Source organism: Leucobacter exalbidus (assembly GCF_017834145.1).
GTDB lineage: Bacteria > Actinomycetota > Actinomycetes > Actinomycetales > Microbacteriaceae > Leucobacter > Leucobacter exalbidus.
The window spans coordinates 1,666,375-1,682,422 of record NZ_JAFIDA010000001.1; the positions used below are offsets into that span (position 1 = coordinate 1,666,375).

Sequence of the window (16,048 nt, forward strand, 5' to 3'; positions counted from 1 at the left end):
GCAGCCGTGCCAAACACCCAGATCGATTTTCTCTACCTCAGCGAACCCGACATGATTCGGGCCGGGGTCACCGATATGCCCGCCTGCGTCGACGAGATGACCAGCATGCTCGAGCTCTTCGCGCGCGGCGACTACCGCATGGCTGGCGCCGACAACAACTCCCACGGCGCCCAGCTCTCATTCCCCGATACCGCGACGTTCCCCGGCATGCCCATCGCGGGCCCGGATCGCCGCTTCATGGCAATGCCCGCCTACCTCGGCGGTGACTACCAAATGACCGGCTGCAAATGGTACGGCTCAAACGCGGCCAACAAACAGCGCGGCCTGCCCCGCTCGATTCTGATGTTCACGCTCAACGACACCGACACCGGGGCGCCGCTCGCCCTGATGTCAGCGAACCTGCTCAGCGCGTACCGCACGGGCGCGATCCCCGGGGTGGGCGCACGGTTCTTGGCGCGCGAAGACGCGCAGGTCGTGGGCATCGTGGGCCCCGGGCCCATGAACCGCACCTCGCTCGAGGCATTCATGGCTGTGCGGCCCGGCATCACCCACGTCAAGGTGGCGGGGCGCAGCCAGACCGGCATCGACACCTTCATCACGTGGGCACGTGACGCCTTTCCCCAGATCGTTACCATCGAGCAGGTCGCCGATATGGAGGCCGCGGTGCGCGATTCAGACATCGTGAGCATCGCGGTGCCGAGCGATGTTGGCTCGCAGAACTACCCTCACGTCGAAAACGAGTGGGTGAAACCGGGCGCGTTCATCTGCTGCTCTGCGCACCTCTCGATCGGCGAATCACTCGTGCAGCGCGCACGCCACGTCGCCGACGCCCGCAAGATCTACCAGGCCTGGGCCGAAGAGCTCCCGTCGCCCGTGCACGAGCTCGTGGGTCTGTGGGGCATGGCCATCGTCGACCGCATCGCTGACGGCCGCATGGCCCCCGAGCAGCTTGAAGACCTCGGTGAGATCATCGGCGGGAAAGCCCCGGGGCGCACCCACGACGACGAGGTGTTCATCTACTCGGTGGGCGGCATGCCCGTCGAAGACGTTGCCTGGGCCACCCACGTCTACCGCAACGCGGTCGAACGCGGCATCGGCACCTCGCTCAACCTATGGGAGACGCCAGCGCTCGCCTAGCGTGCGCGCCTGATCCCCCATTTTTGACCACCGCACCACCCAGCCAGAGAGAACCCCATGAATATTCAGAACACTGATGTGCTCGTTATCGGCGCCGGCAGCGTCGGCTCGATGGCCCTGTGGCAGCTGAGCAAGCGCGAGGGCCTCGACGTTGTCGGTATTGAGCAGTACGGCCGCGTGCACACGCACGGCTCGTACGTGGGTGAGTCACGCGTGTTTCGCACCGCCGTGCACGAGGGCGGCACCTATGTGCCCATGATTCAGCGCGCCCGCACGCTCTGGCGTGAGCTCGAAGCCGAGTCGGGCCGCAATATCTACGCCGAGGTGGGCTGCCTGTCGATCGCCCCAGAGGGGTTCGCTGATTTCACGACCGCGCTCGGCACCGTGCGCGACTTCGATCTCAAGCACCGCACGCTCGACACCGAAGAGCTGCGCCGCGAATACCCCCAGCACCGCATCCAAGACGGTGACGTGGGCCTGCTCGATGCGCACGGCGGTGGGCTGCGCCCCGAGGTCGCCGTGATGAGCGCGCTGAAGATCGCCGAGGCGAACGGCGCCCGGCTGTTCTTCAATACCTCGGTGATCGATGTCGAAGAACGCCCCAACGGCGTCATGGTGCGCACCACCCAGGGTGCGTGGCTCGCGCAGCGCGTCGTCGTCGCATCGGGATCATGGTCTTCGAGGCTGTCACCCGAGCTCGACGACCTGCTGCGGCTGCAAGTGCTCGGGCTGACCTGGTTCATGCCCGAACGCCCCGAACTCTTCGTGCCCGAGCGTTTCCCCGCGTTCTTGCGCGATGTGGGATCGGTGCACTTCTTCGGCGCCCCCAGCTTCGATGGGTACGCGTTCAAGGCGTGCACGAACCCCGAGTGGCCCGTCTATCGTGACGTCGCCGATGTGCCCAAGCATCACACGCGTGAGGAGCTCATCAAGATCGGGCAGCGCGCCGCTGAGCTCTTCGACGGCATCAATCCCGAGCCGGTGCGCGAGAGCGTGCACCACTGTGCGTACACCCCCGACCGCCTGCCGGTCGTGGATCGCAACGATTCTGGCCGCGTCATCACCATCGCCGGGTTGTCTGGCCACGGCTTCAAGTTCGTGCCGCAGCTGGGCGAGTGGGCCGCGCAGCTCGTCGCAGGCGAAGACACCACCATTGACCCGCGCTTCGCGCTGGCGGCGCACATGGAGCGCCTGGCCGTCACCGGCCCCTACACCGGAGGCGGGCACTAGCTATCTGGGGGCGGCTACTTCGTGACGCCGCCGAGGCCGATGTGCCACACGGCACCGCGCGGCGCATCCACCACTTCGATGGTGATCACCGGGCCGACCGGAATCTGGCGCTCAAACAGCTGCTGCGCGACGAAGTCTTCGCCCTCGGCTGCGCACTCGAGCGCCGCTTTCGCGCCCCCGATTACCCGCACGATCGCAAACCCGTCGGCGCCAGAGCACGCCCCCACGATCGTCAGCGGTCTATCGCGCGACGTCAGCCCAAACTCACTACGAGCGGGAGCACCTCCGGCGTCTTCGTCGGGGCCACCCGAAAAGCTGCCCTGCGGCTCAGTCTGGCTTGCGGCGAGCTCGGCGTCGACGACGGCCGTGAGCGCTTCCTCTCGCTCGGCAGCCGTCGCTTGATCCATCACCTCGACGGGGGCGGGTTCGGCTGCGGCGCATCCGGTCAGGGCAACGAGCCCCGCGGTCGCCGCGATCAGTGCAGCGGGAATTAAGGAGCGCGCGGTCGCAAACATAGCTGCAGTCTAACGATGGCGTGCGTGGCTCGCAGGGCGCGACCGCCGGTTTGTTATGGTCCTAACTACAGCCCAATAGTTATCAGAGAGGGAGGCACCGTGTCACACGCTATCGAGGTCTCACACCTCAGCAAATCGTTTGGGGAGGTGCACGCCGTACGCGACCTCAACTTCACCGCGCAGCCAGGGAGGGTCACCGGGTTTCTCGGCCCCAACGGCTCGGGTAAAACCACCACGCTGAGTATGCTGCTCGGCCTCGCCCACCCCGATGCGGGCACCGCCACCATCGGCGGCATGCCGTATGCACAGCTCGACCGCCCGGCCCTCACCGTGGGCGCCGCGCTCTCGGCCAACTTTCACGCCGCGCACACCGGCCGTGCGCACCTCGACATTGCGCGCCGGGCCATCGGCGCCCCCGAGACCCGCGTCGCCGAGGTACTCGGGCTCGTCGGTCTCAGCGATTCGGCAAATCGCAAGGCGGGCGGCTACTCGCTCGGCATGCGCCAGCGCCTCGCCCTCGCTACGGCCCTGCTCGGCGACCCCGATGTGCTCGTGCTCGATGAACCGGTCAACGGGCTCGACCCCGAGGGCATCCGTTGGATTCGACTGTTTCTGCGCCACCTCGCCAGCGAGGGCAAAACTGTGTTGTTGTCATCGCATCTACTCAGCGAGGCTCAGCACACCGTCGACGACCTCGTCGTGATTCGCCGCGGCGAACTGATGTTCGCAGGGCCCTTAAATGACCTGCAGAGCGGCGCCCGCACGGTGTTTGTGAACACCGCAGCCGAGCATCGCGCGGCGCTGGTGGCCGCGCTCACCGCAGCCGGCGGCACCGTCGGCACCGAGTGGGGCAAACGCCGTCACGCAGCGGAGCCCGTCATTTCGACGGCCCCGATCGGGGTCACCGGCCTCGACGCCGACCAGGTGGGGCTGATCGCGTTCGCAGCGGGGGTCGCGTTGTCACACCTCAGCGCCCCCGAAGCCGAGCTCGAGCTCAGCTTCCTCGAACTCACCGGCGACGCGGCCGATACGGTCGCTGAAGGAGCCCGCTCATGAGCCGTCTGACCCGCAGTCTGTCAGCCGAGGCCCGCAAGGTGCGGGCTACCAAGCTGTGGTGGATCCTCGCGCTCGTGATCGCCGTCTACTCAGCGATGATGGCGGCCGTGTTCGTGTTCATTTTTGGTGAGATGGGCGACATGGCCGACCTGGGCGGCCAGTCCCCTGCGTTCTCGTCCCAGATCATCGCCAACCTCGTCTACTCGGCAGTGGCGTCATTTGGCTATGTGGTGCCATTACTCTTTGGCGCGCTCGTCGCGACCGGCGAGCTGCGGCATCGCACGCTCGCGCTCGCATTTCTCCATGAGCCCCGCCGCGGCATCGTGCTCGCCAGCAAAACCATCACCGTGTTTGTGGTGGGGCTTGCGCTCGGTATCGCCGGTTTGCTCGGCGCAATCGCGGCTTCACTGCCCGTGTTTGTCACCACTGACGGCGATCCGATGCTGGGCACCGGCGACACCTGGGCGATCTTTGCCCGCACCATCGTGGCGATGGGGCTCTGGGCGATCCTGGGCATGGGCGTCGGAGTGCTGGTCAAGAACCAAGCCTTCGCGATCGTCATCACACTCGTGTTCACCCAGTTCGTTGAACCGGTCGCGCGCATGGGCGCCCAGTTTTGGGAGTGGAGCGCGCAGGTCGCGAAGTTCTTGCCCGGAGCCGCAAGCGATGCGTTTGTGGGCGCGAGCCTGATGAATAATCTGTCGGCGCTTGACCCATCGGCGGCTGGGGCTAGCTCGGCTTCCCTGGGCATCTGGGCTGGCTTCGCCGTGCTCGCGGCCTACGCCGCCGTGGCTACGCTGGCCGGTTGGGCGCTGCGCTGGCGCGGCGATGTCGAATAGCCCGCGACACCCCAAAAGCTCGTCGCGCCCACCCCCTCAGGGGTGGGCGCGACGAGTTCGTTACGGCTTAACTCGCGGCGCGAAACTTGCGCAGCTGATCGACCACAAAGTTGTGATCATCAACCTGCGGCAGCCCCGAGACGCCGACGGTGCCGACGACGCCCACCCCATCGATTTGAATGGGAAATACCCCGCCGTTGGCGGCGATCACTGTCGGATCAAGGCGAGCATCTGCCTCGTAGAGCCGCCCCTGTGAACGAAACAGCTCACCCACCCCCAGCGACGACCGCTCAAAGTGCACCACCGAGCGTGCCTTGCGTTCAAGCCATGCATCGTTATCGGGGCTGGCTCCCGGCAGCGCAGCGTGGAATACCCGCTGCGCGCCAATCGCGATGCCAATCACGAGCGGTAGCTGCTGCGCTACGGCAGCTTCACGCATCTGCACGCCAAGCCGCCAGGCGTCGTCGCGTGTAAACGAGGCGAACCAGAGTTCGCGCTCTTCGGCTTCGATGGCAGCAAGCCGCGACTCAGTCGTCTGCTTAGCCATTGGACGAAGCGGTCCAGATGTTGATGTTGCCGTCCTGTGCGAACTCTTCGATCTCGGCGAGCTCAGCGGCGGTGAACGGCTCTGCGGCGAGCGCCTGTACCGAGTCATCCAGCTGCGAGGTCTTGCTCGCGCCCACGAGCACTGAGGTGATGCGCTCATCGCGCAGCACCCATGCCAGCGCCATCTGCGCGAGCGTCTGGTTGCGGCGCTCGGCAATGGCGTTCAGTGAACGAATGCGCTCGATGTTCGCATCGCTCAGCATGCCGTCGCGCAGTGTCTTGCCCTGCGTCGCGCGTGAGCCCTCGGGCACCCCGTTGAGGTACTTGTTGGTGAGCAGACCCTGTGCCAGCGGCGAGAACGCGATAACGCCCGAGCCCACCTGGGCGGTGACGTCGAGCAGGCTGGGCTCGCCCTCTTCTACCCAGCGGTTGAGCATCGAGTACGAGGGCTGGTGAATGAACAGGGGAACGCCTGCGCGTTCGAGCTGTGCAGTCATTTCGGTGGTGCGTTCGGCCGAGTATGACGAGATACCGATGTAGCGAGCCTTGCCGCTCTTCACGATCTCGGCGAGGGCGTCAGCCGTTTCTTCCAGCGGGGTTTCTGGGTCGAAGCGGTGGCTGTAGAAGACGTCGACGTAGTCAAGGCGCAGGCTCGTCAGTGAGTGGTCGAGGCTCGACTGCAGGTACTTCTTATTGCCGCCGGTGCTGTTGATGCCGGGGCCGAAGGGGTAGCCCGCCTTGGTCGAGATGATCAGCTCTTCGCGCAGTGACGCGAAGTCCTCTTCCAGAATGCGGCCGACGTTCTTCTCGGTTGAGCCTGCGGGCGGGCCGTACCCGTTGGCGAGGTCGAAGTGGATGATGCCCAGGTCGAAGGCGTGACGCAGCAGCTCGCGCTGGCGTGCGATCGGGGTGTCGTCACCGAAGTTGTGCCAGGTGCCCAGCGAAATTTCGGGGAGCTTCAACCCGTGACGGCCCACGGCGCGGTACTTCATGCGCTCGTAGCGGTCTGCGGCGGGGGCGTATGCGGGGGTGAGTTGAATCGACATAACTTCCTTATTTCGGTGGGTAGAGAAAATTAAATGAGGTGAGAAATCTTGGCAATCTGTGCCGGATCAGCGAGTGCGCTGCCCAGGCTAATCACGTTGGCGCCCGCCGCGAGAAACTGCTCAGCATTATCGGCTGACATGCCACCCGTTGCCACGATGTTGAGGTGGGGGAAGGGGCCGCGCATGCCAGCGAACCAGCGCTCACCCAGTGCGTCGGCGGGGAAGGCCTTCACCCAGGTGCGCCCGGTCGTGAGTACGGCCTGAATTTCTGAGGCGGTGCCGACTCCCGGCAGGTGCGCGAGACCGGCGTCCTCGCTCGCCTGAGCAACGACGCTGTCAAAGCCGGGCGCGACGGTGAAACGAGCGCCCGCCGCGCGAACGGCCTCCACTTGGTCCACACTGATAATCGTGCCTGCGCCGACAATTGCGCCGCGGGCTTGGCCCGCTGCCGCAACGATGCGCAGCGTCTCGATGGCTTCTGGGGACTGGGCGGGGATCTCGACGGCCGAGATGCCCGCGTCCCACGCCGCCGTCGCAAGTTCGAGTGTGCGCTCCACGCTGAATCCGCGCAGGATCGCGAGGAAGGGGGCACCGCGGAAAATGTCGGTAAAGAAGTCGTTCATGGTCTCCATCCAAGGTCTCGCGAAATTGCTTCGGTGGTCTCTGTCAGCCGTGGCAGCCACCCGGTCAGTGTTTCGAGGTCGGCTTTCGCCTTCAACGCCGTGATCGACACGGCAGCGATCACCCGGCCAGAGGCGTCACGAATCGGCATCGCGACGCAGTTCACATAGTCTTCGTACTCGGCATCATCGGCAGCCCACCCGCTTGCCCTCGTGGTGACCAACGCGGCGTGAAACTCTGCCTCTGAGGTAATGGTGTTCTCGGTGAACTTCGTGAACTGGTGGCCGCGCAGCACGCGGTCGATCGTGGCCTCATCTTGGAACGCCAGAATTGCTTTGCTCACCCCTGCGGTGTGCAGCAGCACCGGCTGACCCACCTGTGAGTACAGCTTGATCATGCCGGGCTGTTCAATCTTGTCGGCGTACACAATGGTGTCGCCTTCGAGCGCGGCGAGGTGGATCGTGAAGGTGCATTCACGCCCCAGTTCGTCGAGTGAGTGGTGCGCGACGTTACGCATATCGAACTGTTCAGCGGCGACCGTGGCGAGCCCGGCGAGCCGGTATCCCAGCCCGTAGCTGCCATCGGCGCGACGCCGCGAGAGCCCCGAATCGGTCAGCGTCTGCATGGTGCGTAGCGCGGTTGATCGGTGCACCCCCAGCGCGATCGCAATCTCTGACTGGGTGCGCGGGCGCACCGCAATCAGTTCAAGGATTTCTGCGGCTCGTTGAATGCTCTGGGACATGCATCCCCCTCTCGCTGCGACACGAAGTCACGTGTACTGCTCAGCGCCCTGGCCGCGGTTGCGTGCCCCTTGCTGAGTCGGTCTCGTGTATTCATATCGCGAATCAGCGCCGAAAGGTAGCCCGCGGTGAATGCATCACCGGCACCCACCGTTTCAACGACGTCAACCGTGAGGGCGGGCACAAATACTTCGTCGTCGACAGACACCGCGGTGGCCCCGATGTCACCGTCTTTCACGATCAGGGTGCCCGTCATTTCGAGTCGCTGAAACAGCTCGGCGGCAGACGATGCTCCCCACAAGAGTTCGGCCTCGTCTCGGCCCACAAACACAATGTCTGAACGGGCCGCGAGGCCGGCGAGCACCGGCGCTGCGGTGGCAATGTCCCACACCTTCGGGCGATAGTTCACGTCGAATGACACCATCGTGGCGGTGGCGTGTGCCCGCTCGATCACCGCATCGAGCAGTGATCGGCAGCTTGCTGAGAGCCCCGCCGTAATCCCGCTAATGTGCACCACACGGGTGGCGGCCCAATCAATGCTGTCGACAATGCCAGGGGTCATCTGCGAGGCGGCTGACCCCGCACGGTAGTAGTACACCGACGTGGACTCGTCGTCGGGGTCTTTGAAATAGACACCCGTGGGTGCGTCATCAACGACGCGTACCCCGGCTACGTCAACGCCGTGACCGCGCAGCTCGTCGAGCATCCGTTCCCCCAGGGGATCGTTGCCCACCTGACTGATCCACGATGAGTGATGACCGTAGTCGGCCAAATACAGCGCGACAGTAGATTCGGCGCCACCAATCTGAATATCGAAGCTGGGGGCGACCCGCAACCGGGCCGGTGTCGACGGGGTGACCAGCGCCATACTCTCGCCGATGCACACCACTTCGGGGGCGTTACTGCGTGACTGATTCTGCGACATCACGTGAGCGTCCTTTCTTGATGAGCGCCACGATGCGGGGCGCGAACACAGCCACAATGCTGAGCACGATGAGGATGGATGCGATCGGTGAGTGAATGACTGCGGCGGGGCCGTCGATGAGCAGCGCGCGGCGCAGATTGCTCTCGGCGAGCGGGCCCAGAATCAACCCGAGCACCATGGGCCCGGGTGGGAACCCGAAGCGGCGCATGAGCAGCCCGATGAACCCGAAAGCAAACATCAAGACGACGTCAAAGATGCTGTTCTGTACGGCATACGTGCCCACCATGCAGAACGTGACGATGATGATCGCCAGGTACCTGGGCGGGAGCGCGAGCAGATTGACGACACCCTTCATACGTACGAGCGCCAGGGCGAGCGCGCCCAGGGTCGCGATCACCATGATCGTGCCGAGGCTGAAGACCAGATCGGGCTGGGTGACAAACAGTGCCGGCCCGGGCTGCAATCCCCAGATCACCATGGAGCCGAGCATCACGGCCATCACCGAGTCACCGGGCACGCCCAATGCCAGTGTGGTGGTGACCGAACCGCCCATCGTGGCGGCGCTCGCGCTGTCGGCAGCGGCGACGCCTTCGAGGTTACCCTTGCCAAAGGTGTCGGACTGCTTAGACGCCCGACGCGCCTGATCCCAGCCCACCACGCCAGCGATATCGCCGCCGGCCGCAGGAACAACGCCCACGATGGCGCCAACGATCGTGCCGATGATCGTGGGTTTACGCAGCAGCTTTCGTTCTGACTTATTCGGCCACCACTCACCCAGCTGGGTGATGGGCTGCGGGGCTTTGCCCCGTCGCGCCGTGATCATCTGGTTGAAGACGTCTGCAATGCCGAACAGGCCGATAATGACCGCGATGAAGGGGAGGCCGGAGTTCAACTCGGTGATCCCCAGGGTGAACCGCGGGTCGCCGGTGATCGGGTCGCGCCCGACCGTGCCCAAAAGCAGGCCGAGGGCGCCGGCGGTCAGACCTTTCAGTACCTTGCCCCCAGACACACCAATCATCATGGTGAGACCGAAGACCACGAGCGCAAACATCTCGATCGGGCCAAACTTCAGCGCGAACGATGCGAGCGGTTGCGCGAAAAATAGCAGGATCGCGATGCCGCACAGTGCACCGACGGCGCTGACCAGCGCAGAACTCGTCAGTGCGATGCCGGCGCGACCCTGCTTGGCGAGGGGGTAACCATCAAAGGTCGTCGCGATCGAGGCCGGGGTGCCAGGTGTATTAATCAGGATTGCTGGAACGCGATCGCCAAACTGTGCGGCGATGTAGATCGAGAGCAGCACGGCGAGGCCCTGCAGCGGTTCGAGTGTCAGTGTGAAGCCGGCCGCCAGTGCGACCGCCATGGTCGCGGTGATACCGGGTACGGCACCGACCAGCGTGCCCACCAAGATGCCGATAACGAGGCAAATACCGATGGTGGGGTCGAGGAGGGCGGTGACCCCGTCAAGTACAGCATTCATAGTGGAACCCTGAGGAGCAGGCCGAAGACACCGAACAAGATAGCGGTGACTACGACGGGGAAAAGGATGAGGGCGCGCCAGCCGCGGCCGCCCATGAGCAGGCTCAGCCCGGCAACCAGCACGAGGGTGATGGGTACAAAGTGCAGCACCTGCCACAGCAGCCCGTAGAGCACGATGGCGGGGATGAAGATTGCCAGCTGCACGAGTCCGTGGCGTGACACCTGGTCTTCTTCGATGACGCCCGGTTTGCGTGCGCCGGTGATTGCGATGGCGATGCCACCCACTGTGGTGAGCACGCCCAGAGTGAGGGGCCAGAATACGGGGCTGTTAATGAAGTTCGGGGCGCTATTGGGAAGCAGCAGCGCCGCTCCCACGATCGCGAGGCCGAGCGCAGCGGTGACCGATCCGGTCCAGACTTCGCGCGCGACGGAGCTGGGGCATGCACCCGAGTCTTCACCCGGGTGCACCGCCGTTTCAGCCTCCGTCACAGTGACAGAGGGTGCGGTCATTTCGCGAGGATCTCAGCGAATCGCTTGTTCTCAGATGCCGCGAATGCCGTCGTCGACTCGGCGTCCTGATACAACGGGATGTTGCCGCTGTCGGTCGTGAAGGTCACGAACTTATCGCTCTCGGCGGCGGTCGCCACAGCGGCTTCAAGGGTGTCGCGCACGGCGTCGTCGAGGCCTGCCGGCGCAGCCACCGTAGCCCAGCTGCCAATCACCACGTCGTAGCCCTGCGAGATCGCGGTGGGTACGCCCTCGAGCGCGGGGGCTTCTTCTTCGGTAAATACCGCGAGCACGCGCAGCTGGCCCTGGTCGTGAGCGGGCGCCGTCTCACCGATGCCCGCGAAGACTGCGTCAACCTGGCCGCCCATGGCCGCCGTTACCGCGGGAGCACCGCCGTCAAAGGGGACACTCTGAAACTTGACGCCCGCGGCATCGCCCACTGCGGTCGCACCGATCTCCCAGATGGAGCCGGCGCCAGCGTTCGAGATTGTGACCGATCCGGGGGCCTCCTTGGCCGCCGCGACGAGGTCGTCGAGGGTCTTGAATTTACTGTCTGCCGGCACCGCGAGGGTGCCCGGCTGTGAGTTCAAGCGGCCCAAGAAGTCGTAGTTCTCGTGGTCGATGTTGTAACCCTGCTCGCCGAGCATGCTGACCTCAACGGGAAGCACCGCGATGGAGTAGCCGTCGGCCTTCGTGCCAGCGACGTGCTCCATGCCCACCGAACCTGCGCCACCTGGGCGGTTATCAACCACTACCGAGACACCGAGTTCGGTCTCCATCTCGGCACCAATGGTGCGCGCAGCCAGGTCGGTTGCGCCGCCAGCGGTGGTGGGGGTGTACAGCGTGATGGTTTTACTCGGAAACTCTGCAGCAGAGCTTTCCCCGCCGCCGCGGTTGGCGCACGCGGTGGCGCCCAGGGCGAGACCGGTCAGCGCGATCAGGGCAACGCCTCGGCGCAGCTGGGTATTCAATGACTTCATTGTCAGGTGTCCAATCAAGGTCTTAGATCACTTCATCGTGTTGCAAGGTGCGCAACTCAATTGCGCACCTTGCACACTTTACCTGTTGCGCGTCGAAATGTGCAACGTGATCTGTCACGTTTCAGCGAGGATTTTTTCACCATTTTTCGCGCCATCGCCTTCGGGCAATTTGTTTTCGGGCGCGCCAAATTCACCCGCCCCGGGCCGGGCGGGTTCAGCTCCTGCGGCGAGCGCCGATGCGGGTGCGGGCCTTCAGCCGGCAGTTAGCGCGGGCGCAGGGTGGAGTGCTGCTGTACCCAGCTGAACATCGACACGGCCGCTGCGGCCGAGGCGTTGAGCGAGCGGGTCGAGCCGTACTGGGTGATCTCGACCACGGCTTCTGCGGCGGCCACGGCTTCGTCAGTGAGGCCGGGGCCTTCTTGCCCGAAGAGCATGACGCAGCGCTCAGGCCAGTCGAAGGTTTCCATGGGTACGCAGCCCGGCACGTTGTCGATCGCGATGATCGGAATGCCCTCGGTGGCAGCCCACGCCACGAGCGCGGCGATGTCTTCGCGGTGCTCGACGTGCTGGTAGCGGTCGGTGACCATGGCGCCGCGCTTGTTCCAGCGGCGGCGGCCCACGATGTGCACGGTGTCGGCGGCGAATGCGTTCGCGCTGCGCACGATCGAACCGATGTTCATGTCGTGCTGCCAGTTTTCGATGGCCACGTGAAAGCCGTGGCGCTGCTCGTCGAGGTCGGCCACGATGGCCTCCATCGTCCAGTACCGGTAGCGGTCAATGACGTTGCGTGAGTCACCGGTTTCGAGCAGTTCGCGGTCGTAGTGCGGCTCGGTGGGCCACGCTTCGGGGCCGCCCGGCCAGGGGCCCACACCCCAGGTGCTGCGCTCGGGGTGCGGATTATCTGCGGGCTGTTCGACGGTGTTCACCCGTCTATTCTCCCAGGCTCACGGGCGTGCGGCGCCCAGGGAGCTGCACGCCGCACGCGCGGGGTTATTCAGGCTCCCCCGGGCTGCCGAGCGAGGCCGGCCATCCGGCTCCCGGCAGGCAGGCGAGCACGGCCGCGTCGCCCGTCACTCGCCACGCACCAAATGCGTAGGGCACGGCGTAGGCCTCTCCGCTTTTCACCGCGATCTCGCCGGCCACCGAGTGCAGCGTGCCCGACCCTGCGGTGACGATCACGACGGCGAACGATGCCGGGTAGGCGCCGCCGGGGCCCTGGCCGCGCAGCACCCTGAAATAGGGGTCGGCCGCCGCGGGCAGCATGGTCTCTGGGCCCGGGCTCGGCTGTGACTCGGCGTGGTGAATCAGCGCAGCCAGTTCGGCACCCGCGAGCGCCGCGTGCGAAACCGCGCCCATCACGGCGTCAAAGCCCAGGTCAAGGTGCGATTCTTCGCGCGTCGAGGTCGTCACTGACCACTCCAGCAAAATCGAGAAGTCAGTGGGCTCTTGCACCTCGGCCACGAATACGCCCGTGCCAATCGCGTGCGCGGTGCCCGCGGGCACGAGCACGCTGAGCCCCGGATACGCAGGAATTTCGTTGAGTTGGGAGAGCAACCAATCGCTGTCTTGGGCGTCGCGGCGCGCGGCCAATTGATCCGGATCGACATCAGCTTTCCACCCCACGTACAGCGCGCTGCCCGGTTCGGCATCGAGCACGAACCATGCCTCGGTTTTGCCGTAGGGGCAGTCGAGGTGGCTCGCCGCGAACGCCCGGCCCGGGTGCACGTGGGTGGGGAGGCGTTGGCGGGCATCGAGCAGTTTCACGAGCACGCCCACGTCGGCGGGGGCGCTGCCGCGGCCGCCCACCCAGGATTCGGGGTCGGCGGCGACGAGGTCGGCGAGCGGGCCGTGCGCGGTGATCGCGGGCCCTACCTCGGGTTCTCCGAAACGTGACACGGTTGAGCCCAGCCACTCTTCGGGCTGAAATTCGGTGAGCTGGCTGATGCCACGCAGCGCAGCGATGCGGTCCCCTCCGCGGTAGAAGTGCTGGATCGGGTTGGGTGGCAACAGAAGCGGTTTCACAGGGGTCCTTTCACGGGCGTCGATGACCGTTGTCTCCACCCTACGACCACGCGGGCCTCAGCGCGCGGGTGAATCTGCCGGGTGATGAGTGCTCGCGCTTCAGACCTCGTCTGGGCGCGCCACCAGCGTCGGCCGTGCCGCGGCCCGCTTCGCTTCGCCGCCGGCGCTGCCGTCGCCCGCACCCTCGCCCGCGGCCGCCGCCTCGGCCTGAGAGATTTCGCGGGCGCCCCGCCACTCCTCGAGGTGCACGGGGTCATCGGTCACGATGAGGTCAATGCCGCGCTCCATCGCGTGATCCCACAGCGGCTCTTTGTTGAGGGTATACACGAGCAGGCCGATCCCTGCCGCCCGCAGTTCGGTGAGCAGGTCGGGGTGCTGCTCAAGCACTTTGGGCCGCCCGCCCACGGCCGACACTTCAAGCTCGACGGCAATCGCGGCAATGCGCGCATCCCACTCGCGGGTCAGCATCACCCGCGCAAAGGTGGGGGCCACTTGCTGCAGCCCCCGCAGGGTGTCCTCCTCGAAGGACTGTAGCGCGACCCGGTTCACCAGATACCGCGCCTGCAGCTGGTCGGTGACGGCCGAGATCTGCTCGGGCAGCCACTCCCCCTTCAGCTCGACCAGTGCGCGCACGTTGGCGGGCGCGAGCTCGTTCAGAAACTCTTCGAGCGTGGGGATCTGTTCGCCCGCATAGGCGGGGTCGAACCAGCTACCGGCGTCGAGGGTGCGCAGCTGCGCGAGGGTGTACCGGCCGACCTCTCCAATGCCGTTGGTGGTGCGGTCGATGGTGAGGTCGTGCATCAGCACGGGCACGCCATCGCGGGTGAGCTGCACGTCGGCCTCGACGAAATCGACCTGCTGGGCGATGCCGATGCGCACCGCCGCGAGCGTGTTCTCGGGGGCGAGCGCTGCGGCCCCGCGGTGGGAGACGATGCTCACGGCGCCCTCACGCAGCAGCGCCCCGTGCTGCTGCATGGTGCTCGCCGCTGCGGCGTGAGGATTGGCGCCAAACATGATGACGAGCGCGGCCGCGATCAGCCCCGCAATGACGCCCGAGCGCACCCCTAAGTGCACCCCGAACTGCCCCGTTGCCTGCCGCACATCAGCTCTACGCATCTGCCCTCCGCACCGTGCTCCGTCGCCCAATGCCAGTCAGCCTAGCTCAATTCGTTACCATTTTGTGATGTTTACTGCGTGGCCTCGCGCTCGACATCTGGGCGGCCCTAGAGTCGACACTGTGCGGTCTGTACGGGCCGTGAATAGCGCGGTGGCACGCAGCCTGCGCGCCCACTCAGACCCCTCGAGGAGACCTTCGTGACTCACCAGCCCCACAGCTTTCGCCTCACGTTCGGGGCGTACGCCGCCGAGATCTTGGCCACCGGCGCTACGCTTTCACGCCTCACCTACGCCGGCCGCGATCTGATTCTGCCCGCGGGCTCCCCGCACGCCCCGGGGTTTCCCGGCGCGCTGCTCGCCCCCTGGCCCAACCGCACCGTCGACGGCCGCTACACCTTCAACGGGCAGCTGCTCGAGGTGCCGATCAACGAGGCCGAGCGCCACCACGCGCTCCACGGGCTCGCCTACGCCCTCGAGTTCGCCCCGACCGGCCCGCCCCAGGCGGCCACGCTCGAGCTCACCGCGATGCTCGATCCCACCCCCGGGTACCCGTGGCAGTTGCGCTTCACCGCGCACTTCACCCTCGACGAGGCTGGCCTGCGCTACGGCGTCACCGCCGAGAACCTGTCGCAGAATGCTGCGCCCTATGGCGCCTCGACCCACCCCTATCTCATCGCGGGCCCCGGCTCCATCGATGATTGGGAGCTTGAGCTCGCGGTGAGCGAGCGGCTCGAAGTGACCCCGGATCGCCTGATCCCGCAGCACCTCACCCCCGCGGCTGGTTTCACGGGCCGGCTCGGCAGTACGAGCCTCGACCACGCCTTCACCGGCATCGGGTGGCACGAAGGCACCGCAGACGACACTGCCTCAGAAGCTGCCGCCGCGACCGCCACCCTGCGGGCCCCGGGCGGCACCGGCGTGGTGATGGAGTGGGATCGTTCGTGCCCGTGGGTGCAGATCTTCACGTGCGACCTGGGTGCCAGCGACCCCGCTCACCGGTCGGCGGTGGCACTCGAGCCGATGACCTGCGCTCCCGATGCGTTCAACGATGGCGCGTACCCCTTCGATACGGGGCTGCTGACGCTCGATGCCGGCCAGTCGCACACCACGCTCTGGCGCCTCACAGCCCTCGAGGGCGCAGGCACGGCGCGCTAATCCACGCCGCCACCGCGGGGCCCGGGCCACACGCTCGAGCCCCGCGGCCACCCACCGCGCCCCGCAACTCGGCCGCAACTCGGCCGCAGCCCAACCGCAACTTGAAGCTGCGCATTTCAGCCCCAAAGTTGTCT

At 65.9% G+C, this 16,048-nt stretch carries 17 protein-coding genes; 5 read left to right on the top strand and 12 right to left on the bottom strand.

The features are described 5' to 3' along the window. Positions 1–6 precede the first annotated feature (6 nt). Together JOF28_RS07530 and solA are read left to right on the top strand one after the other, a co-directional pair. Positions 7–1,137: a tyramine oxidase subunit B gene (locus tag JOF28_RS07530; protein ID WP_342452117.1), complete on the top strand. Its 1,131-nt coding sequence runs from the start codon at positions 7–9 to the stop codon at positions 1,135–1,137. Between the two features lie 57 nt (positions 1,138–1,194). Next, positions 1,195–2,367 carry an N-methyl-L-tryptophan oxidase gene (gene solA / locus JOF28_RS07535; protein WP_209705206.1) on the top strand — a complete coding sequence of 391 codons (1,173 nt, stop codon included), beginning with the start codon at positions 1,195–1,197 and terminating at the stop codon, positions 2,365–2,367. A 14-nt stretch (positions 2,368–2,381) separates the two neighbouring features. Here solA and JOF28_RS07540 read toward each other — a convergent pair whose 3' ends face one another. Beyond that, on the bottom strand, positions 2,382–2,882 hold the full coding sequence (locus tag JOF28_RS07540; protein WP_209705207.1) for a hypothetical protein: 501 nt from the start codon (positions 2,880–2,882) through the stop codon (positions 2,382–2,384). A 99-nt stretch (positions 2,883–2,981) separates the two neighbouring features. Here JOF28_RS07540 and JOF28_RS07545 point away from each other — a divergent pair, with 99 nt between their 5' ends. Further along, the gene (locus tag JOF28_RS07545) at positions 2,982–3,938 is read left to right on the top strand and encodes an ABC transporter ATP-binding protein (protein WP_342452118.1); all 957 of its coding nucleotides are present in this window, start codon (positions 2,982–2,984) and stop codon (positions 3,936–3,938) included. Beyond that, positions 3,935–4,777, top strand: coding sequence for an ABC transporter permease (locus JOF28_RS07550; RefSeq protein WP_209705209.1), 843 nt, complete (start codon positions 3,935–3,937; stop codon positions 4,775–4,777). Before JOF28_RS07545 ends, JOF28_RS07550 begins: the two co-directional genes overlap by 4 nt. A 67-nt stretch (positions 4,778–4,844) precedes the next feature. On the opposite strand, the gene JOF28_RS07555 is transcribed toward JOF28_RS07550, so the two are convergent. From JOF28_RS07555 to JOF28_RS07605, 11 genes are all read right to left on the bottom strand, one after another. Next, complete coding sequence (locus JOF28_RS07555; protein WP_209705210.1) at positions 4,845–5,324, bottom strand: heme-degrading domain-containing protein; 480 nt, start codon at positions 5,322–5,324, stop codon at positions 4,845–4,847. Beyond that, positions 5,317–6,369: an L-glyceraldehyde 3-phosphate reductase gene (gene mgrA, locus JOF28_RS07560; RefSeq protein WP_209705211.1), complete on the bottom strand. Its 1,053-nt coding sequence runs from the start codon at positions 6,367–6,369 to the stop codon at positions 5,317–5,319. Before mgrA ends, JOF28_RS07555 begins: the two co-directional genes overlap by 8 nt. Positions 6,370–6,398: 29 nt before the next feature. Next, a complete protein-coding gene (locus JOF28_RS07565; protein WP_245189903.1) occupies positions 6,399–6,992 on the bottom strand; it encodes a bifunctional 4-hydroxy-2-oxoglutarate aldolase/2-dehydro-3-deoxy-phosphogluconate aldolase in 594 nt (197 codons plus the stop codon). Further along, positions 6,989–7,732: an IclR family transcriptional regulator gene (locus tag JOF28_RS07570; protein WP_209705213.1), complete on the bottom strand. Its 744-nt coding sequence runs from the start codon at positions 7,730–7,732 to the stop codon at positions 6,989–6,991. Before JOF28_RS07570 ends, JOF28_RS07565 begins: the two co-directional genes overlap by 4 nt. Then, entirely contained in the window at positions 7,690–8,655 is a 966-nt protein-coding gene (locus tag JOF28_RS07575) for a sugar kinase (protein WP_209705214.1), read from the bottom strand. Before JOF28_RS07575 ends, JOF28_RS07570 begins: the two co-directional genes overlap by 43 nt. After that, positions 8,630–10,135, bottom strand: a complete 1,506-nt coding sequence (locus tag JOF28_RS07580; protein ID WP_209705215.1) for a tripartite tricarboxylate transporter permease — start codon at positions 10,133–10,135, stop codon at positions 8,630–8,632. The genes JOF28_RS07575 and JOF28_RS07580 overlap by 26 nt, the downstream gene beginning before the upstream one ends. Then, on the bottom strand, positions 10,132–10,644 hold the full coding sequence (locus JOF28_RS07585; RefSeq protein ID WP_209705216.1) for a tripartite tricarboxylate transporter TctB family protein: 513 nt from the start codon (positions 10,642–10,644) through the stop codon (positions 10,132–10,134). Before JOF28_RS07585 ends, JOF28_RS07580 begins: the two co-directional genes overlap by 4 nt. Continuing rightward, positions 10,641–11,612 carry a Bug family tripartite tricarboxylate transporter substrate binding protein gene (locus tag JOF28_RS07590; protein ID WP_209705217.1) on the bottom strand — a complete coding sequence of 324 codons (972 nt, stop codon included), beginning with the start codon at positions 11,610–11,612 and terminating at the stop codon, positions 10,641–10,643. Before JOF28_RS07590 ends, JOF28_RS07585 begins: the two co-directional genes overlap by 4 nt. A 272-nt stretch (positions 11,613–11,884) precedes the next feature. Continuing rightward, positions 11,885–12,547, bottom strand: a complete 663-nt coding sequence (locus JOF28_RS07595; RefSeq protein ID WP_209705218.1) for a TrmH family RNA methyltransferase — start codon at positions 12,545–12,547, stop codon at positions 11,885–11,887. Positions 12,548–12,611: 64 nt separating this feature from the next. Beyond that, complete coding sequence (locus JOF28_RS07600) at positions 12,612–13,643, bottom strand: class I mannose-6-phosphate isomerase (RefSeq protein WP_209705219.1); 1,032 nt, start codon at positions 13,641–13,643, stop codon at positions 12,612–12,614. A gap of 99 nt (positions 13,644–13,742) precedes the next feature. Further along, a complete protein-coding gene (locus JOF28_RS07605) occupies positions 13,743–14,759 on the bottom strand; it encodes a glycerophosphodiester phosphodiesterase (RefSeq protein ID WP_209705220.1) in 1,017 nt (338 codons plus the stop codon). 198 nt (positions 14,760–14,957) lie between these two features. Between JOF28_RS07605 and JOF28_RS07610 the strand changes: the two genes are divergently transcribed. Further along, on the top strand, positions 14,958–15,914 hold the full coding sequence (locus JOF28_RS07610) for an aldose epimerase family protein (RefSeq protein WP_209705221.1): 957 nt from the start codon (positions 14,958–14,960) through the stop codon (positions 15,912–15,914). Positions 15,915–16,048: the final 134 nt, after the last annotated feature.